Raw genomic sequence first — 20,528 nt, forward strand, 5'->3', positions numbered from 1 at the left:
TCCTGGCTCCGGAGCTAAGGCATTGCGACAGGCGGTGAAACGATCCCGAACAAGACGCGCACCGGCGATCGAACCCGCGCTTGGCTGGACCTATCTCTCGCGTGAAGCGCTCGCTCGCGCGAAGGCGCAGATGGACGAAGAGTCCATGGGCGTGCGCGACGAGATCGGCTTCCTGACGATCCACCAGCGATACGCCGATCGCTTCTTTCCCGGTACGTCGGTCCTGCATACCCGCGCGCGCTACGCGTTGTTCGTACCATGGCTGTTCGAGGATCTCGCGGGCATAATCGGACCGGCCGCGCAGCGCGCCTTGCGTGAACGCGAGAGACTGCTCGCCGGACGGCTGAGAGACGCGGGCGAAGCCCAGGTGATCGGCGGCCGCGTCTTTCCGAAGGCCTCAAGCCAACCGCCGTCCACCGTCTATTGGAACGCGCTTGCGGTTTGGGGGATCTTGCGTCCGCGGCTGGACGGTCGGACGATTTCTCGTGGACAGGCGCATCGTTTGCTGAAGACCGTTGGCTCGCCCACCGACGACGATGGTCAGCCTCTCTTGAGCTTCGAGCCACCTTTCGTGCGGCTTCCCGATCGTCCGAACAATTGGCAGAGCGGAGGCATCTCGCTTCGTCTGAAGAAGGCGGAGGCCGGGTTCCTGCGCGAGCGCCTGGCGCAGCTACGCGGCAATGGCGGCCGTGAACTGTCGCTGCTGGCAAGGCTGGTCAGAACCGAGGCAGCTGCTCCTGCCGAGATGTGGGCCGACGAAACATACGCCATCGCCGGCGCCGATCGGGGCCCGCTCGTCCGCGCGCGGCAGGCAGCCAGTCTCGCGGGCATTGGCCGCGCCGTCTACGACGCGCTGCTGGAGCGGATCATCGAGATCGACGACAAGCGAGAAATCTCAGCCCGTCACCGCGAGCATCTCGAGGTTACCCTCGCGGAGCATGGTCCGATCGCAGCCGGGCTCGATGTAGCGGCGCTCGAAGCGGACATCGGGTCTCTGCCGGCGAAATTACTTGCCGTGGTAACGACGACGAGAGACTGGATCGCTGCGGGATCGGGGAATCCGGTCGCGCTTTCTGACGTTTATACCGCGGCAGAGGCGCGCAAGGGACCGCGCGCGCGGCTTGCGCCGACCCCCAATGGACGAGCCCGGCGACTTGAGTGGTCGAGCGACGAGCACGGCTTGGCCGGGCCCCTGCATTACCGTTGGCAACAGGTCAGTACACTTCTCGATGACCTGGCGGATGCCGAATGAGCGGCGCGGTCGACAGTTGGCCAGCTCTTTCGTTTCTGGAAGGCCTGCGCCCCGGCCCTGACGGGAATGTCGAATTGGCGTTGCTGGCGTCTTATTCGGCAGACCTTGGATCGATCGGCGCTGCTTTGCTCGCCCTCGCCGGCAAGGACAATGAGGCAGGGGGAGGCAGTCCTTCCGATTTCGCCGATGCCGTTGAGCGTTTGCGCGGGAAGGTGCGGATCATCATCCAGCGCGGCCGGCTTGCGAAGATGCGGCGAACGCCGCGGATCGCGGCGGTGCTGGACCAATTCGTGCGGGAGGTCGAGTTCGACGAAGCTGCCCATAGCTGGCATCCCAAGGCTGCGTTGGTACGGACACGGAGCGAAGGCGGCGAGACCGGCTGGCGGCTCTGGATCGGAAGCCGAAATCTCACCGAGTGCGTCAATCGCGACATCGGCCTTCTCCTTGTTTCGGGAGAGAGCGGCGGAGGCCCGATCACAGGGGCAGGTGATCTGGCGCGTGCGTTGGCCGAACGTGCCGAGCTGAAGGGAGTCCGGCCTGCTTCCCTCGCGACCGCGGTTACGAAGATCCCGTGGCGTGCGCCGGCCGGCGTGCGCGTCGAGCGGATTCGCTGGTCTACAGGGACAGGAGGCCTGCAAGCTCCAGTCCCACCGGCAGGGGCCGATGAAGTCGTCGTCGTTAGCCCGTTCATCGACAAGAACTTCCTGGCCGGACAAGTATCGAAGGGGCCGACGCCGGCAAAGCGCGTGCTGCTAACGACCATGCGCGAGATCGAGCGGATCGGCCCGTCGCTCTCGTCGTTCGATGATTTGCTGGCGCTGGATGCGCCGGACTATCCCATCGGCGATCTGGAGCCGAAGCAGGCGCACCCCGTCTCAGCATCCGAGGCAGATACTGCGAACGACGAGGAGGAAGAGATCGGCCGAGGCCTCCACGCCAAATTGCTGTTCGTGCGCGCGGGACGGAAGCGGACCTTATGGCTCGGAAGCGCCAACGCCACCATGCGGGCGTGGACGGGCCGCAACGCCGAGGTCACAGCCGAGCTGCATGTCACCGAGGCTCTGGAGAAAGGTCTGAAGGCATTGCTCGACTCGGCGCGGATCGTCGAGGCGCCGGACACCGAATATCAACCCGACGTGGCGGCGCTGGAAGAAGAAGCGCTCGAGCGGGCTCGGGCGCAGGTTGCAGCGCGGTGGGCGAGCACGCTCAGCATCGACGGGGATGAGATCCGTCTTGTCCATGGTTCCGATCTCTATCCCGATGGACCGCATCCCGAGGAAGCCGACATCCTGCTTGAAGTCGGCGCCTTGCACGGCGAACTCAAAGCATGGCCGCGGCGACAGACGATGGTGGCACTTGGGCCGACGCTTCCTGCCGAACGAAGCGAGTTCGTGCGCTTGCGTGTCAGCCGCGGTGAGAAGGGGCTTTCCTGGCTGCAGCGCGCCCCTGCCGACCCGCCTTTCGGCGAAGAGCGCGATCGTGCGGCCTTCGTGCGATTTCTGGGAGCGAGGGGCTTCCTTCTCTGGCTGGCAGGACTGTTGGCTGATGACGGCCGCGATCGGGAGGATGACTGGACGATCGAGAAGCAACAGGATCGTGCAGCGCCCGGTGTAAATCCAGCGCTTGATCCAGCACTGCCGACGCTGGAGGAGATGCTCGCGGCCTGGTCGCGCGATCAGAACAAGTTTCGCGAAATCGAACGCCGCGTTTCAGAATACCTGCCGGCCGTGCTGGAACAGGCCGGCCAGGAAGACCCGCAAACCGCTGCGATGCTGCGGCGCTTCGAGGAGCTGTGGGGCAAGCTGCGGATCGGCCTCGGCGAAGAGCGCAAAGGGAAGCGTCGGTGAGCGCCCCCAAGCCGTTCCAGGCAGCGGCCGTCGATGCCGCGCTGTCGGCCTTTGCTAATCAAGGCGGGCGCCGACGCTTTCTGGTGGCCGATGAAGTCGGTCTGGGAAAGACTATCGTCGCGAAGGAAGTCGCGCGCCGTATGTCGGAAGACGGCGAGCGGCCTCTCGTTATCTATTACGTCGCCAACGGCCATGCGGTCTCCCACCAGAACAAGGGGCGCGTCGTCAGCTTCCTCGACGAGCCGGAACGTAAGGCGGCCGTTGCGACGCCGGATCGCCTTTCCCTGATCGCGGTCTCGAAGCGGCCCGATAAGCCGGTTCTGATCTATGCGCTGACGCCGGCGACGTCCTTCCCCGGCGCGCGTGCTCGCCTGACCGGCGGAAGAAAAGAGGAGCGGGCATTTCTCAAGGTGCTGCTGGACCGGGCTTACCCGGCGTTCGCTCGCGATCTCGATCCGGCCATATTGCGCCTGAGCGTTGGCGATTCCTGGGATTGGCTGGTCGAGGATGCCGAGAGGAAGCTCGCCGCGGCGCCACCGCATCTGACACGGCGGTTTCGCGAGGCGCTGGCGGCTGAATTTGGAGAGCCCGTGCGCGAAAGGCTCGAGCAAGTTCTGTGTGGTGACGGGGAGCGAAAGATAAAGCCGCTCAAGCCGACCACCTTCGTCGGTCATCTTCGCCGCGCTCTGGCGCTGGCGACACTACGTCACCAGCCGCCCGATTTGGTCATTCTGGATGAGTTTCAGCGCTACAGGCAGCTATTGGACGAAAAGGACGCCGATCCGCTCCTCAAGGCGCTGCTGGAGCCGCACGGGTCAGTGGCTCGGCCAGCCATCCTGCTGCTCAGCGCGACACCCTACCGGCTGCTCAGTACGCGATGGGAGGAAGCCCAGGGCGCACTCGCGCACGCCGAATTGCTGGAGTTGATCGAGTTCCTCGCCGGCCGCGATGTCCGTGACCGCGCAAAGACTCTGTTTTCTGATTTCGGCGACAAGTTGCGGGACATCGCGGTGCATGCGGAGGCGACCGATCCCAGCCTGGAGATCGAGATCAACGAGGCTGCCGGACTCAGGGATGCTCTTCGCGCACTGCTGACACCAGTCATGTCCAGGACAGAGCGGGACAGCGTCGCCTCAGGCGATCCGCTGGCTGGAACGCAGTTCCTCGCGGCGGAGCCGATAGCCGAGGACTTTCAAATCTATCGGCATCTGGCGGACAGCTTTCCTGAGGACGTGCGATACGAAGCGCTGCCCTATTGGTCGTCTGTCCCACTGCCGGCCCAATCCCTGGGGCCTCGGTACGCGGCTTGGAAGCGCGCAACCATCAAGGCCGCGCCGAGGCTCACGAAGATGACACGGGAGCGCCGCAACAAGCTGGATGCGCCAGCGAGGTGGCCTGACGCGAAGCTCAGGGCGCTCAGCGCCGCAGCACCGGCGAAACTTCTATCCCTGCCGTGGGTCGCGCCGTCCCTACCGTGGTGGCCGCTTGCCGGCGGCTGGAAGGGTATGATCGCCGACCCTAAACTGCTGATGTTCAGCCGGTTTCGGGCGACTCCGCCGAGCGTGGCGGCGCTCCTGAGTTTCGGCGTCGAAGCGTCATGCCTTCCCCAACAGCGCGGCGGCTACGAGAAGGCCTATCGGCGGCGTCGCTTCAAACTGGCGGCCGTTCCCGGACCGGTCATGGCCGCCTTTCATCCGTCTCCATGGCTCATCCGGCATACGGATCCGCTCGCGAAGGCGGGAGAGACGGTCGGTGCTATCCGCAAGCAGGTGAGACGGCAGATTCTCGCGGCACTTCCCAAGGGGATCATCGAGAAGGACACGGTGAAGGCCCGTCGACGGCACCGATCCATCGGCCGGACCTTGGCCGCGATAGAGCGGGCGGCCGGGCTGTCGGAACAGTCTGCCGCTGCTTGGAGCAGCGCCGTCGGTGCGGATCGCGCCGCCCGGTCCGCTGTCTTTAAATGGCGACAGACGCCGACGATCGAGCGCCTCTCGCCGGCCGAACTCGATGATCTCGTCGACTATGCCATTGGCGCGCCGGGCGTGGTGCTTGGCCGGGCGCTATTGCGGCATGACCCAACAGTCCTTGATCCGGCGCGCTATGGTGAACTCGTTCAATTGAGCTGGCAGGGCTTGCGCGCGTATCTCGACAATCCGGTGATCCTGTCGTCCCTGCCGGGCAAGAACGCGGTCGATCAGGTGATGGGCGCCGTCGTCGATGGCGGTTTCGAAAGTGTCCTCGACGAGCATTTCTGGCTTCGCGCGCAGAATCTTCCAGAGGGAGCGGCGGGCCTCGCCAAGGATTTGCAATCTTCGCTCGGCCTGCGGGCGGGTAGTTTCAGCTTTCACAGTGTTGGCGGTCCAGCGCACAAGATACCGGTACGGTCCCATGTCGCTGTCCCGTTCGGCGACGCCGAGGCGGAACCAGCCGGCAAGGTGAATGGAGCACTCGCGCCATCCGCGCCAGCGCGGCCGGACGAAGTCCGCCGGAGTTTCAATACGCCGTTCTGGCCGCACGTGCTGGCAACGACGTCGGTCGGACAGGAAGGTCTGGATTTCCATCCCTGGTGTTCGCATGTCGTGCATTGGGATTTGTCCGCCAACCCGCTCGACCTTGAGCAGCGCGAAGGTCGCGTTCAGCGCTATGCCGGGCTGGCGGTGAGGCGGCGACTTTCGAATATGTTGGGCGAAGAAGCTCTTGGACACGCGGTTGTGTCGGGGGGCTCTGCTTGGCATCACCTGCAGCGTCAGGCGGAGAAGCTGGTTGATGTGAGCGGCCTTCGACCTTGGTGGGTGCTTGAGAATGCTGAGATCAGCCGCCACGTTTTCGAACGTCCATTTGGCCGGGATATAAGCCGCTTCGCCCAGCTTCGCGAGCAGCGCATGATCTACCGATTGGCGTTGGGCCAGCCCAACCAGGAGGATTTCATCGAGATTCTTGCGCGCGGCGGCGAGGCAACCCGCGTATTGCTGAGCCCGCTTGTGCTGGATCTCTCCGCTATGGGGCTACGTCAGGCACCCGAACCGGCCGACCCGGATTGTCGCGGTGCCTCACGGTTCCCCCTTCCCCTGGAACAAGTGGGGTGATACAAATCCTCGGATAATAGACACCACACTCCGAGCCTACGTATCGTGCCCGAAGCCGCGTCCCAGCGCCACATTGCTCGCTCCGTGCTGAAAGCGCGCGGTATTGCGCGTCTTGCCGAGCTGCGGGCCGCGGGAGTGACCGCGGCAACTATGAGCCGCATGGAGCGGGATGGCGAGGTGCTCCGACTTGCGCGAGGACTTTATCAACTCCCCGATGCGCCGCTCGATGCTCATCACAGTCTGGCCGAGGCAGCGAAACGGGTGCCCAAGGGTGTGGTCTGCCTCGTCTCGGCCCTCGCGTTCCATCAACTTACCGATCAGCTCCCAAGGCAGGTGTGGATCGCCATCGGCCAAAAGGATTGGGCTCCCAAGGGTGATGGGGCATCAGTTCGGCTCGTGCGCTTCACGGATCGCCTCCTTATGGAAGGCGTCGAATCCCACGCCGTCGAAGGGGTGTCCGTAAAGGTTTTTGGGGTCGCCAAGACGGTCGCCGACTGCTTCCGGTATCGCAACAAGATCGGCCTGTCGGTGGCGATTGAGGGCCTCCAGGAGGCGCTGCGTCAACGCAAGACAACCCCTGGCGAAATCGTCAGGCAAGCCGAGCGAGGAGCGATCGCGACGGTCATTCGACCCTATCTCGAGGCGCTGACCGCCAATGGCTAAGGAGCTCAAGAATATCGGCGCTTCGGTGCGCGCCCGCCTCCTGCAGGTCGCCAAGGCAAGCGGCCAGAGCTTTGATCTTGTCCTAACGCGCTTTGCGCTCGAACGACTCCTCTTCCGGCTCAGCCAATCACCGCATGCGGACCGCTTCGTTCTGAAAGGCGCGATGCTGATGATGAGTTGGTTTGAGGATCCACATCGCGGCACGCGTGACCTCGATCTGTTGGGGTTTGGCGACCCTGAACCTGAGGCGATGCTCGCGACATTTCGGGACATCCTGGCGGTCAACGATGATGATGGTGTGGAATTTGACGTCGATGCTCTTCGCGTCGATCGCATCCGCGAAGAGCTCGAATATGGCGGGCTGAGGCTGCGGACAACCGCCTCGATCAGCGGCGCCAGGATCAATCTGACGATCGACATTGGCTTCGGCGATGCGATGGAACCCGGTGCGGAGATGCTCGACTATCCCTCCATGTTAGCGTTTCCCGCACCGCGTCTGCGTGCCTACGCGCGCGAAACTGTTATTGCTGAGAAGTTTCAGGCGATGGTCGCACTTGGACGGGCGAACAGTCGCATGAAGGATTTTTACGACATCTGGATCCTCAGCAAGTCGTTCGATTTTTCCGGCGACAGGCTCGCTCGCGCAATCGCTGCAACATTCGCCCGGCGCGAAACAGCGATCCCTGTCGATTTGCCCGATGCGCTAACGCCGGCTTTCGCCAACGATGAACAAAAACAGCGACAGTGGAACGCCTTTGTCAGGGATGTTTCCGCTAATCCAGGAAGCTTGGAAGATGTCGTGACCAGCTTGGCTGATTTTCTGATGCCGCACGCTATACAAGCGCGCTCTTCAAATAATAATGGTTCAAAGTTGTAATTCGGATATCTCTTTTGGAGATGACTGAAGAGGGGGCGTCGTGGATATATTCGATCTCGATCAGGCGTTGATAGAGCGATACGAATCGTTCGCGCGCTCCTTTTCGGAGATCCATGCGCCGGAAATTCGCGCTCAGGTCGATGCTGCATATAATGAACAGCGTTTTTGGCCAGAGCCCCTCATTACCATCAATCCGCATTTCGAGGCCGGTCATTCTATCGATCAGCTTGTCGCTCAAGGTGTGTTGGATCCGGCTCTCAGCAAGATATTCGCCAGCGGTCCTGACCGGGCGCCGATCAAGCTTCACCGCCACCAGGAGCGTGCTGTCGCGAAAGCGCGCAATGGTGAGAGTTTCATCGTTACAACCGGTACAGGGTCCGGAAAATCGCTCTGCTTCTTCCTGCCGATCGTGAATGCAGTCGTGCGCGCGCGGCGCGCAGGCGAGGCGCAGCGGACGCGCGCGATTATCATTTATCCCATGAACGCGTTGGCCAACAGCCAACTTGAAGAGCTTGAAAAGTTCATCGGCGGCTCGGGACTCGAAGAGGAATTACGCCCGACCTTTGGTCGCTACACGGGCCAGGAAAGCGATGCGGAGCGACAGGCCATCGCCAAGGCCAAGCCCGATATCTTGCTCACGAACTTCATGATGCTCGAACTGCTCATGACGCGTCAGGACGAGCTCGATCGCGCTGTCATCGCCAATGCAGGCGGCTTGGATTTCCTGGTGCTTGACGAATTACACACCTATCGCGGCCGACAGGGCGCAGACGTTGCGATGCTAGTGCGGCGCGTCAAGGACCGCCTCGTCAAAGAGGGCAAGCTGCTCTGCATCGGCACCTCGGCGACGATGTCGAGCGCGCAGGATGAGGTCGAGCGAGCAAGTGCCGTTGCTCGTGTCGGCAAGCTCATTTTCGGGGAAGAACTGAGCCCGGCCTCGATCATCGACGAAAATCTTGCCCGGGCGACGGATCCTCGTATCAACAGTACGAGTCTAGGAGCGTCACTGGTAGATGCCGTCCGGGCGCCAATTCCCACAGGCCTCAGCGACAAGGAGTTGTACAGCAATCCGCTCGCCTGCTGGATCGAGACCGAGATTGGACTTGCTGAAGGCGAAAAACTGCGTCGTCGCCCCCCGATGACGTTGAGCGACGCGACCTCCAAACTAGCAGCCCAGACGAAGATTCCCTCTGGGGAATGCAGGAACGCTCTTGCCGGGATGCTGTCTTTGATGGGGCGTCGCGAAGACCTTCGCGGCGGCATCAGCGATCGTGCATTTCTGGCGTTCAAGCTTCATCGCTTTATTTCCGGAGCGGGGCATGCCTACGCAACGATCGAATCTGCCAACGGCCGGCGTGTCGTGTTGGAGGGGCAGGTCTTTCATCCCTCCGATCCGAATGCGCGCTTATATCCGGTCTTCTTTTGCCGAGAATGTGGCCAAGAACATCATAGCGTCCGCATTGATAATGCGCTCGATGGTTTCCGGGTTCTTGCGCGGGCTATCGACGAGCCGGCGAGTGAAGACCCAGAACCAGACGGCTCGCGAACCGGCTTCCTAATTCCCGCGGTCAATGCCGACTTTCAGTTCGGCGGCGCTGTCGCTGACTATCCGGACGATTGGCAGGAGACCACGCCGGCAGGCCAGGAACGCCTTAAAGGAGGGCACCGCGGCAAGCATGAGGGGCAAATTCTTTTTGTGAAGCCTGATGGATCGCTCGGCGATGATGGGGTGCCAGCCTGGTTCTTCAGCGGCAAATATCGTTTCTGCCCCCATTGCCGCCATCAGCCGCCTCAACAGGCACGCGACATCAACAAGCTTGCGGGCCTGTCGGCTGAAGGCCGTAGTTCGGCGACGACGCTGATCGTCTCGACAATCCTGGCTTGGATGGAGGCCGACGGAACGCTTGAGGAAAGCACCCGCAAGCTGCTGGGCTTCACAGACAATCGGCAAGATGCGGCCCTGCAGGCGGGGCATTTCAACGACTTCATTTTCGTCAGCTTGCTCCGTGGCGGTATCTTACGTGCCGTGCGGGACGCAGGTGAGAAGGGCCTCGCCGACGTTCGGTTCGGGGAGGCTGTTCGCAAGGCGCTTGGTTTCGATTTGGAGGAGTCCGAGCGGCTCTCCGATTGGATGGCCGATCCGCGCGTAAAGGGATTCCACAACCGGCAGGCCGCCGAGGAAGTGCTGACGTCGATCTTGGCACATCGTGTATGGGCGGATCTTCGGAAGGGTTGGCGCTTCACAAATCCTAATCTCGAAGAAGCAGGCCTCGTGGAGGTGCGGTTTCCCGGACTGGGTGAACTGGCGGGCGACGACGAAGAGTTCGCTGGTAATCAGCGGCTGGCGGCCAGCACGCCCCAATTGCGAGCCCGGCTCTTCACGCTGCTTTTCGACTATATGCGTCGCGGCCTTGCGATTGCCACCGAAGCGTTGGATCGCCAGCGAATATTGCAGGTCGCCGAGACGTCCAGAAATCACCTGCGCGATCCCTGGCTGATCGATCAAAACGAAGAACAGGAACTGCGGCAGGCCGGATTCCTGATGATTGATCCGCCGAGCAAGGCGGAGATCAGCGCGGCGGAAGATGTACTGATTGTACGAGCCGGCTGGCGGACGGCGTTGGGTAAGGCCCTGCGCAGCAAGGATCTGTGGGGGGAGCCGCTTCCAGTCAAAGAGTATGACGATGTGATCGCCACGCTCCTGCGTGCGGCCGAAAACCACCAGGTCGTCCGGCGGGTGGTCACCGGCGGAGAAGCTCCTGCGTGGCGCCTGTCGTCGACCGCCTTGCGCCTCTTTCCAGCCATCAAGAGGGCCGACGGGAAACGCGAAAATCCATTTTTCCGTGCGCTCTACGAGGATGTCGCCGAGATGCTTGGGCAGGAAGGTAACTTGCCCTTCGCCTTCGAGGCTCGGGAGCACACTGCCCAAGTCGATCAAAAAGTTCGTGCTTGGCGCGAAGATCGGTTTCGGTTCGGGAAGTCAGATATCGAAAGGATCGCCCAGAATCGGGACGAAATGCGCCAGGAAGGCGAACCCGCCAGTTTCCTTCCGGCGCTCTTCTGTTCTCCGACCATGGAACTCGGCGTCGATATCAGTGCGCTGAACGCTGTCTTTCTCCGGAATGCACCGCCAACACCGGCAAATTACGTGCAGCGAGCCGGCCGTGCTGGCCGCAGTGGTCAAGCAGCGCTGGTCGTCACCTATTGTGCTGCGCAGTCCCCTCACGACCAATATTACTTCAACAATCGGCAGGGACTTGTCGCGGGCGTGGTGAAACCGCCAGCCCTCGATCTTGCCAATCGCGATCTGCTGCGGAGCCACCTCTATGCGGAATGGCTGGCGGCAGCCGTGGTGCCGCTGAAGCCAGCCATCCCTGAAAACTTGAACATGGCAACACCGGAGATGCCGATCTCCGATCCAATCCAAGCGGCGTTCGAAAAGCTTGCCGCAAGCGGAGCCGCAAAGCCTACGATGCGCCGCCTTCTTGATCAGACTGTCAGCGCGGTCGAGTTGGCCGACGCGCCGTGGCTGGCCGATATCGACGCCTTCGTCGATGAAACCAACCGTGAAGCTGCGCAGAATTTCGCAGGCAGCTTCAATCGGTGGCGTGAACTCTATCGAAGCGCACGCCGAGAGCAGGATGAGGCGCATCAAATCCAGCAGAAGACGTCCTTCAAACCGGGCGAACGCAAAGAGGCTGCGCGCCGTCATTTCCGGGCGACTGAAGAACTTGACATGCTCGAGCGCGGACAGGCTTCGAACGGCTCCGATTTTTACACTTATCGATATCTGGCGACCGAGGGATTTCTGCCGGGATACAACTTCCCGCGTCTCCCGCTCTATGCTTTCATCCCTGCGACCAAACGTGCGGCCGTGCTGCAAAGGCCGCGTTTTCTCGCCATTTCCGAGTTCGGTCCCAACAGCCTGATTTATCACGAGGGGCGCGCCTACCGGGTTGTCCGAGCGAAGCTGCCGGCGCACGGTCGCCTCGACGATGGCAAGCTGGCAACCACCAGCCTCATCCTGTGCGGCGAGTGCGGAGCGGCTCACACTGATGACAAGCTCGAGCGATGCCACGCGTGCGGCGCGTCGTTGGCCGGTGTGGATCGGCTCGACAATGTCTATCGGATCGACAATGTCGAAACCGCGCCGTCGTCTCGGATCACGGCGAATGATGAAGACCGGCAAAGGCGAGGCTTTGAGATCCAGACCGTTTTCCAGTGGCAATTCGAAAAGGGCGTTCCCGATATCCGCACGCTCACCTTGCGTTCGGAAGCAGGGCCGTTGCTGCTTCTCGATTATGGCGCGCGCGCGAAGCTATCGCGCGTCAACAAGGGACTTCGCCGTCGGAAGTCCAAGTCGATAAACGGGTTCTGCATCGATCCGACGTCAGGCCGATGGGTAAAGGATACGCTCAACGGTGGGGATGATGATGACATGGATGTCACGATTCCGAAGTCGCAGCGGATCGTGCCGATCGTCGAGGACCATAAGAACGCGCTTCTGGTACGGCCGCTTGCAAATTTTGACGAGCGGCAGATGGCAACCCTGCAGCACGCTCTTCTGCGAGGCATTCAGATTGTTGCCGAGCTTGAAGAAGGCGAACTCTTAGGCGAGCCGTTGCCTGCGCGCGAGGACCGCAAGGCAATCCTGCTTTACGAGGCGACCGAGGGGGGAGCAGGTGTTCTGAACCGCCTTGTCTCCGATCCGCGCCGAACGGCGGAGATTGCCCGTCAGGCGCTGGATCTCATGCACTATGAATTCGCGCCGGATGGGACTGGCCTCAAGGAGCGGTCGGATGCTTGTGTCGCTGGCTGTTACCGCTGCCTGCTCTCCTACTTCAACCAGCCCGACCATAATCTGATCGATCGTCGCGACGCGGAGGTCACGGCCTTCCTCTGCCAGCTTGCAGAGCCTGAGGCCGTGCAGGCAGAGCCAGTGGAGGCCGCAAGCGGCTGGCTTAGTGCGATAGGCCGTTGGGGATTACCAGCACCATCCCCGCGCAAGGTCGACGGCACTTTATACGAGCTCTATTGGCCAAGCTTTCAGGTGCTCGCGGTGTCAGGTCGTGTACCGGACAGGCTTGCTGCGGCATGCGCCGATTTGGGGGTGGATGTCGTCGAGCTTCCGGAGGTGCCTGGCGAGGCTGCGCCGAGGGAATTGGTTGAGTTGTTGGGGGCGGCGTAGTGGAAGCGGTCAAATTTTCACCGGGAGATCTTGTCGAGGCGCGGGGACGCGAGTGGGTCGTCCTTCCGTCCCCGGATGATGACATCCTCAATGTGCGGCCCTTGTCGGGTTCGGAGGCCGATGCGCAACGGATTGCGCTAGCGCTTGAAGTCAATCCCGTCAGGCCTGCGCGATTTGCACCACCAACACCCGAGCGGCGAGACACCCAGGACGGTGCGCGGTTGCTAGCGGATGCGCTGCGTCTGTCGCTTCGCCGAGGCGCAGGCCCGTTCCGGAGCGCTGCGCATCTCGGCGTGGAGCCGCGCGCCTATCAGCTCGTGCCGCTGATGATGGCTTTGAAGCTGCCGGTGGTGCGGTTGCTGATCGCCGACGATGTGGGGATCGGCAAGACGATCGAGGCGGGATTGATCGTTCGCGAGATGCTCGACCGTGGCCTGATCGACCGCTTCTCCGTGCTGTGTCCGCCCCATCTCGTCGAGCAATGGGTGAGTGAGCTTGCAGAGAAGTTCGACATTGACGCCGTGGCCGTGACCTCGGCCAGGGCGCGCAGCCTAGAGCGTGGTCTTCCTGCGGCTCAAAGCCTATTTGAAGCCTATCCGCACACTGTCGTCAGCCTCGACTATATCAAGGCTGATAGCCGCCGCGACGAATTTGCCCGGGCGTGCCCGTCCCTTGTGATCGTTGATGAAGCGCATGCCTGCATCGGCGGAGATCGCGGCAGACATCAGCGTTTCGAGCTTCTCGAACGCCTCGCCTCCGATGAGGAACGCCACATGCTGCTGCTGACGGCAACGCCGCACAGTGGTGATGAAGCGGCGTTCGATCGTCTGCTGGGCCTCATTAGCCTGGACTTCGCGGGAGGTCCCCAAGGCGATGAGAATGCGCGCATGCGATATGCACGCCGCCTCGCTCAACATTATGTCCAGCGGCGCCGACCCGATATCACGGAGTCCGGTTGGCACGAGAAACGGACTTTCCCTGTTCACCAGGTGAAGGATGAGCCTTTCAGTCTCAGCGGCGAGTTCGGCGCCTTCCATGATCGCGTTCTGGATTATTGTCTCGCTGTTACGCAGCGCGCTGGTGCTGACCAGCGCAGTCGACGGCTCGCTTTCTGGGGGACGCTCGCGCTCATGCGATGTGTCGGCTCCTCGCCGGCGGCTGCAATAAATGCACTGCGCAATCGCCTGTCCGGAGTGGCGGACGAAGAGGCGATGCAGCCCGTTGTCTTCGACGAAGATGAAGGCCTGCTCGACCAAGGCGACGTGGAGCCCGGCACGGCCAGCGCGAGCGCCGAAGAGCGTGGTGAACTCGCCGAGCTGATCGCGATCGCAGAGACCCTTGATCGCCGCCGTGGCGAGGATCCCAAGGTGGCACGGCTGCTGAAGGTTCTAAAAGGGCTGCTTCAGGAAGGAGCCAAATCGGTCATCTTCTGCCGGTTCATCGCAACGGCGGAGGCGCTGGGCGAAGAGATCAAGCGCGCCTGGCCAAAGGCTGACGTGGCAGTCGTGACAGGACGCCTGCCGCCTGAAGAGCGGCGGACTCGCATCGATCGGCTTGAAAACTCCGAGAGCCGAATCCTGGTCGCGACGGACTGCCTGTCCGAGGGCATCAATTTGCAAGCGCTGTTCGATGCCGTCGTACATTACGATCTGAGCTGGAATCCGACCCGTCATCAGCAGCGCGAAGGGCGTGTAGATCGATTTGGTCAGCGTTCGCCGGTCGTCCGCTCCGTGACGATCTTCGGCGACAACAGTGCGATCGATGGCGCAGTCTTGCAGGTCATCTTGCGGAAAGCGGACGCCATTCGTAAGGCGACGGGCATTTCGGTTCCGATGCCCGAAGACAGCGAAGGCGTGACCTCCGCGCTCATGCAAGCACTCTTGCTTCGCGCCGGCGGACACCGAAAGCAGTTGGCTTTCGATTTCGGCCTTTCGAGCGAGCGCCTCGACAGCAAATGGCGCGACGCTGAGGAAAACGCGAAAGCAAGCCGCGCGCGCTATGCGCAAGGTGCGCTGAAACCCGATGAGGTGCTGCCGGAGTGGCGGCAGATGCGCGCGCTGAACGGCGGCCCTACCGAAGTGGCGCGCTTCACGGAACGTGCTTTGAAGCGCGCCGGTGCGCCACTGCAGGAGGCCGGTCAACATCATCTAGTGCATCTGGATGCGATGCCTGACGCCATCAAGGAACGCTTGGAAGCGCGCGGTCTGCGTGGGACGCGAAGGGTTGGCTTTGAGGATGATCCGGCGCCGGGGGTGACGCACCTCGGGCGTGTCCACGCCCTGGTTGCAAGTTTGGCAGAAAGCTTGGCCGAGGGGGCGCTAGATCCGGAAGGGGCAGCATTCCGTCCTCTTGGCCGGTGCGGCGCCTGGCGTACCCGCGCCGTCGCCCAGATGACAACACTGATGCTGTTGCGCCTTCGTTTCAAGCTCATCACCAGCGGCCGTACAAACCGCCTGCTGTTGGCTGAGGAAGCGACGGGGATCGCGTTCGGCGGATTGGCTCCGGCGCCGATTCTCGACGGACATTCTGCCCTTGAGCTTCTCGAGGCGGAGGCGGCCGGAAATCTTGATGAACTCGCCGCCGCGCGTCAGCTCCAGAGAGCTCACGAACGACTGGTGAGCTACCAATCGGCGATAGAGGCCTTCGCAGCCGAACGCGGAGCGGCGCTTTCTGCCGACCATCTTCGGCTGACGGAAGCCGCGCGCGGCGGGGCGACGGTCGAGGTCGTTCCTGTTTTGCCAGCGGACGTCATAGGTCTCTATGTCCTCCTACCGGAGGGCGAGTGATGGCCCGGCATCTCAAGCGCGCTGCCAATATCGGGCTCACTGCCGTCTCGATCGAGGGAGGATTGATCTCTCCCGATCAGGTTGCAGTGATCGCCGCCACTGCTCCAGACCAGAAAGCGGCCGCGGAATACGGCTGCCCCAAAGGAACGAACCTGCGTGATGAGATCACGCGTTATTTCAGGATCGGCCAAGCGCATTGGCAGGCATATGCCAGATTAGCAGCGCCGACCGAGATTCAGACCACCGCCTTTGTTAAGAGCCTGCTTGAGGAGGCGTTCGGGTTTGAAGGCCTTCACGGCCCAAATCTTCACCAGCAGGATGGTCATACTTATCGTATCACCCTTGAGGCAAAGGGCGGCAGGGTGCCCGTCGTCGTGGCCGCACCTCTGTCTGAAGCAGATGCGTTCACTAAATCGCTTCCGCACCTTGGCGACGATCATGGCGGCACGATCCCGAGGCGTTCGCCGAGCGTGTTGCTCCAAGACTGGCTCAACGCGAACTCCGAGTTCTTATGGGGTCTGGTCTTTGCTGGCGACCGCCTCCGTCTGATGCGGGACAATGCCAGCTTCACCCGCCCAACCTACATCGAAGCGGACCTGGGCGCGATTTTCCGCGATGAGATGTTCTCGGATTTCACCGCAACGTGGCTACTCATCCATGCAACGCGTTTTGGAGCCGAGGGGGCTTCTTCGGTAGACTGCGCCTTAGAAAGGTGGCGTGAAAGCGGACTTAAAGCGGGCACCGCCGCGCGTGAGAGACTTAGAGAGAACGTTGAGGAGGCGTTGCTAGCCTTTGGGCAAGGCTTTCTCGATGCCAACCCTGAGCTCCGCAGCAAATTGGATGATGGTGTTCTCGACATCCACGGGTGGTTCGAACAGCTTTTGCGGATTGTATATAGATTGATCTTTCTCGCTGTGGCGGAGGATCGTGATCTGCTTCATGCGCCCGACGCATCGGTCTCATCGCGAGAACTGTACACCTCTGCCTACAGCTTCAATCACATGAGGGAACGTTCTACTCGGCGATCGGCGCACGACCATCATCATGATGCGTGGGAAGCAGCCAAGATCGTCTTCCGAGGATTGCAGCGGGGGGAGCAACTCTTGGGCTTGCCGCCTCTCGGGGCGCTTTTTGCTCAAGGGCGAACATCCGACTTAGATAATTTGAAGCTGCCAAATCGAGCATTTCTGCGCGCGATATTCCAGCTGAGCTGGCTGGTTGAGGACGGCCGGCGCCTCCGCATCAACTGGCGCGACATGGCGACGGAGGAGTTGGGATCGGTTTATGAGGGTCTTCTTGAACTGGTGCCTACCCGGGAAGACAACGGTCGTCGTTTTTCCTTTGTAGGCGGTGCAGAGGCCCGCGGAAACGCGCGAAAGACGAGCGGTAGCTATTACACGCCAGATGGCCTGGTCCAGACATTACTTGATGGCGTGCTCGATCCGGCTCTCGAACGCGCCGAGGCCGAAGGCGGTGCAGAGGCGATCCTCGCTCTTTCCGTGATCGATCCAGCATGCGGTTCCGGCCATTTTCTTCTTGGGGCGGCGCGCAGAATGGCAAGCCGTGTTGCGCTCCTGCGGAGCAGTGAAGCGCCAGACTACCCAGCAGCCATGCGCGATGTCGCTAGCCACTGCATCCACGGGGTGGATCGCAATCCAATGGCCGTGGAGTTGGCTAAGGTCGCCATGTGGATCGAAAGCGTAGAGCCCGGTAAGCCGCTTACTTTCCTCGACAGTAATATTCGCTGTGGAGACAGCCTTATCGGCGTCTTTGACATCGAAATGTTGAAGAGAGGGGTTCCTGACGAGGCGTACAAGCCACTTACGGGCGATGACAAGGAAACCGCCAGAGCATACGGACGGTACAATAAGCAGCAGCGAGATGGCAAAGGCGCGACTGGCTTGCTGTCCGAACTACGGCCTCCGGAAAGCCTGTCCCGCGCCGACCAAAGACTTCACGCTCTACCAGAGGACGATCTGAGACAGGTAGAAGCGAAAAGTCGTGGATTTGACGAATTGCGCGCATCGCTCGATTGGCAGCGACTGAAGTCGGCGAGCGATCTTTATGTGGCAGCTTATCTTTATACAGCTGCGTACTTTGCTCGCAAATCCTCAGCTGCGTCGAGTTTCGACGATCTGCCAATCACCGGACACGTGTGGAATGCGGCGGGAGGCCGGGACGTGCCCCAGCATCTAGTGGATGGCGCGAGGAAGACCTCTGACGTGGTGCGCGCGTTTCACTGGCACATCGAGTTTCCAAGAATCTTCAACGCCCCAGACCCTGGCCGCCGTGGGTTTGACGTTGTTATCGGTAATCCGCCTTGGGAGCGCATAAAGCTACAGGAGCAAGAGTTCTTTGCAGCCCGTTCACCAGACATCGCTGGTGCTCGCAATAAGGCTGAGCGTGAGAAGCTCATCAAGAAGTTGGAGAAGGCTGAACCAGATTCGCCTGACGGCCAACTTTGGGCCGACTTTCAGTTTGCCAAGCGTACAGCAGAGGCAAGCAGCGAGTTTGTTCGGACGGCCGGCAGGTATCCCCTCACGGGGAAAGGCGATGTCAACACTTATGCGCTTTTTGCTGAGCTTTTCTTTCAATTGACCAACGCGCGCGGCTTCGCCGGCGTCATAGTGCCTACGGGCATTGCGACTGATCTCTCGACTTCGGCCTTCTTTGGTGAGCTTGTCGAGCGCTCCCGCTTGGTGAAACTTCTGAGCTTCTACGAGATTCGGCGCTGGTTCAAAGGTACAGACGATCGGAAGGCGTTCTGTATCTTGATGATCGGTGAGGCTGAGGGAGCCGCCGACTTTTGCTTTGATATCGAGAATATTGAAGACATCGATGACCCTCGACGGAGTTTCAAACTCACATCTAGTCAGATCGCTCGTATAAATCCGAACACAAGGACGGCACCTGTATTTCGGTCGCGTGCGGATGCAGACATAACGGCAAAGCTCTATGTTCGAGCGCCGGTGCTAATCGAACAACGGAGTGAAGAGAGCGGCGGCGATGCGAACCCATGGGGGATCACGTTCCAAACGCTATTCCATATGTCCAACGACTCGCATCTATTTGCGACCGCGCAGGCCTTGGAAGCTGAAGGTTGGATTCGCGACGGAGCGGATTGGATTCGCCGCGGCGGCCCTCCAAGCGAACGTCGTGTTCCGCTCTACGAAGCTAAGATGACTCATCTTTTCGATCACCGCTGGGCAACCTATGCCGGCGGATCGGTTGATGACGAGGAGGGGGCCCGGGATTGTACGCCGGCTGAGAAACAGAATCCAAACTTCGAGACCACGCCACGTTATTGGGTACCAGAGGAGCATGTGAGGGTTGGCCTGGCTCGGGTTCCTGCGAGCCTCAAGCGAGGCTTTCGGGAGGGTAATGCGGATCGCGTCCTTAAGAGCCTTACAGAATGGTTGGTGGGATATTGGGCCGCGAGTGGGGAGAGACTCCATGAATCCGAGCTAGCGCGGATATTGGGTCACCACAGTTGGCGATCAATCTTAGGAAGCTCTGCCGATCGCTTCGCAATGGAAATAAAAACGATTGGGAACGGAAGGGAGATGCAGCGAGAAACGCCGCTGACTGCCGAAGATATCGAGTTCCTGAGTCACGGTTCGCGTGATCCGCTCGCTCTTGCCGCTGCGCTACTTACTCGCAAACAGCCACGTTGGCTCATGGGATGGCGCAGAAATGCCAGGACTGCGGACGAGAGAACGTGGATACCGAGCGTCCTGCCCAAGGTCGGCGTAGGCGATAGTATCTTTCTATGGAACACGGTTGTCGCCGATCCGAAGGTGGCCGCTGTATTGTTAGCCAACGCCTCGTCCTTAACAGCGGACTTCGCAGCAAGGCAGAAAGTCGGTGGAACTAATCTTAGCTTCTACTTCGTTCAGCAGTTTCCAGTCCTTCCGCCCTCGTCGTTCTCATCCCAGCACGTGGACTTTGTGGCTCAACGGGTATTGGAACTCTCGTATACAAGTCATGCGATGCGTCCTTGGGCCGAGGATCTCGGGTATGATGGACCGGCGTTCGGTTGGCATGAAGATCGCCGCATGGATTTGCGAGCAGAGCTCGATGCTTTCTATGCGCTTAAATACGGCCTCTCTCGAGACGAACTGAGGTATGTGCTCGATCCAGGCGACGCGAAGGGTAGAGATTATCCCTCAGAGACTTTTCGTGTGCTTAAAGCCAATGAAGAGCGTTGCTTTAACGAATTTCGTACTCAGCGTCTCGTGCTTGACGCCTACGATCGGCTGTCTAATGCGCATTTAGTGGCGAATCCGATCGAGCTTCGAACATCTCGTGCAAGGCTGCTTGTAGATACCTTACCCGACAACGCCTGGGCTCGGACGGCGCAATCGCAGCCAGGCGATGTTGGCGCCGTCTTGGCTGCGATTCTAAAGACAATGGGCGGTCCTAAGCCAATCCGTGATGTACGTCTTGTCGCCGCTTTCGCCATCGAGCCGCGCCTACTTGCTCCGCTCCTGTCGACTGCCAAGGCGGCGGAATGGCAGCGCCTGGTAGGGGCGGAAGCCAATCCCCTTGCCGGCAATGTCGCGACATTCGTCGCGAGGAACAACACAGCGTGGGGCGCCGCTCTGCGAAACCACCGCGGCAACGGACGACTGGTTGAGGATCTCCAGCACGGGACATGGGCATCTGGCCCCGGTTTGGACGCCATCGACACTTCCGGATGGCCTGACGGTCGTGCAGGCTTCGTGTTCGGTGCTCTGGAGAACATCAACCTAGACGCGGCGGTGGATTCGCTGCCCGCTGACATACAGCAGTGGGTGATCAATGCCGCAGCAGCCTGACCTTCTCGA

At 61.1% G+C, this 20,528-nt stretch carries 8 protein-coding genes; all 8 read left to right on the forward strand.

The window, feature by feature from the left end; translation table 11 throughout:
* Positions 1-22 precede the first annotated feature (22 nt).
* Genes AC3WTO_RS26375 through AC3WTO_RS26410 form a run of 8 tightly spaced genes read left to right on the forward strand, consistent with a single transcriptional unit; the run spans position 23 to position 20,519 of the window.
* Positions 23-1,252 (forward strand): DUF6361 family protein, encoded by a 1,230-nt coding sequence (locus AC3WTO_RS26375; RefSeq protein ID WP_492463903.1) that lies wholly within the window; start codon positions 23-25, stop codon positions 1,250-1,252.
* Positions 1,249-3,099 carry a hypothetical protein gene (locus AC3WTO_RS26380; protein ID WP_492558444.1) on the forward strand — a complete coding sequence of 617 codons (1,851 nt, stop codon included), beginning with the start codon at positions 1,249-1,251 and terminating at the stop codon, positions 3,097-3,099. The genes AC3WTO_RS26375 and AC3WTO_RS26380 overlap by 4 nt, the downstream gene beginning before the upstream one ends.
* The gene (locus AC3WTO_RS26385; protein ID WP_492463905.1) at positions 3,096-6,188 is read left to right on the forward strand and encodes a helicase-related protein; all 3,093 of its coding nucleotides are present in this window, start codon (positions 3,096-3,098) and stop codon (positions 6,186-6,188) included. Before AC3WTO_RS26380 ends, AC3WTO_RS26385 begins: the two co-directional genes overlap by 4 nt.
* A 45-nt stretch (positions 6,189-6,233) precedes the next feature.
* A complete protein-coding gene (locus AC3WTO_RS26390) occupies positions 6,234-6,851 on the forward strand; it encodes a type IV toxin-antitoxin system AbiEi family antitoxin domain-containing protein (protein ID WP_492463906.1) in 618 nt (205 codons plus the stop codon).
* A complete protein-coding gene (locus AC3WTO_RS26395) occupies positions 6,844-7,728 on the forward strand; it encodes a nucleotidyl transferase AbiEii/AbiGii toxin family protein (protein WP_492463907.1) in 885 nt (294 codons plus the stop codon). Before AC3WTO_RS26390 ends, AC3WTO_RS26395 begins: the two co-directional genes overlap by 8 nt.
* Before the next feature lie 40 nt (positions 7,729-7,768).
* A complete protein-coding gene (locus AC3WTO_RS26400) occupies positions 7,769-12,916 on the forward strand; it encodes a DEAD/DEAH box helicase (protein ID WP_492463908.1) in 5,148 nt (1,715 codons plus the stop codon).
* Positions 12,916-15,702: a DEAD/DEAH box helicase gene (locus tag AC3WTO_RS26405; protein WP_492463909.1), complete on the forward strand. Its 2,787-nt coding sequence runs from the start codon at positions 12,916-12,918 to the stop codon at positions 15,700-15,702. Before AC3WTO_RS26400 ends, AC3WTO_RS26405 begins: the two co-directional genes overlap by 1 nt.
* The gene (locus AC3WTO_RS26410) at positions 15,702-20,519 is read left to right on the forward strand and encodes an Eco57I restriction-modification methylase domain-containing protein (protein ID WP_492463910.1); all 4,818 of its coding nucleotides are present in this window, start codon (positions 15,702-15,704) and stop codon (positions 20,517-20,519) included. Before AC3WTO_RS26405 ends, AC3WTO_RS26410 begins: the two co-directional genes overlap by 1 nt.
* Positions 20,520-20,528 lie beyond the last annotated feature (9 nt).

The sequence above is a fragment of the Mesorhizobium sp. EU05-FHT14A09 genome (assembly GCF_058790995.1).

Excerpts from the sequence above, each read along its gene's own strand:
- AC3WTO_RS26380 (WP_492558444.1), top strand. The coding sequence starts at position 1,249 with ATGAGCGGCGCGGTCGACAGTTGGCCAGCTCTTTCGTTTCTGGAAGGC.
- AC3WTO_RS26395 (WP_492463907.1), top strand. The coding sequence starts at position 6,844 with ATGGCTAAGGAGCTCAAGAATATCGGCGCTTCGGTGCGCGCCCGCCTC.
- AC3WTO_RS26410 (WP_492463910.1), top strand. The coding sequence starts at position 15,702 with ATGGCCCGGCATCTCAAGCGCGCTGCCAATATCGGGCTCACTGCCGTC.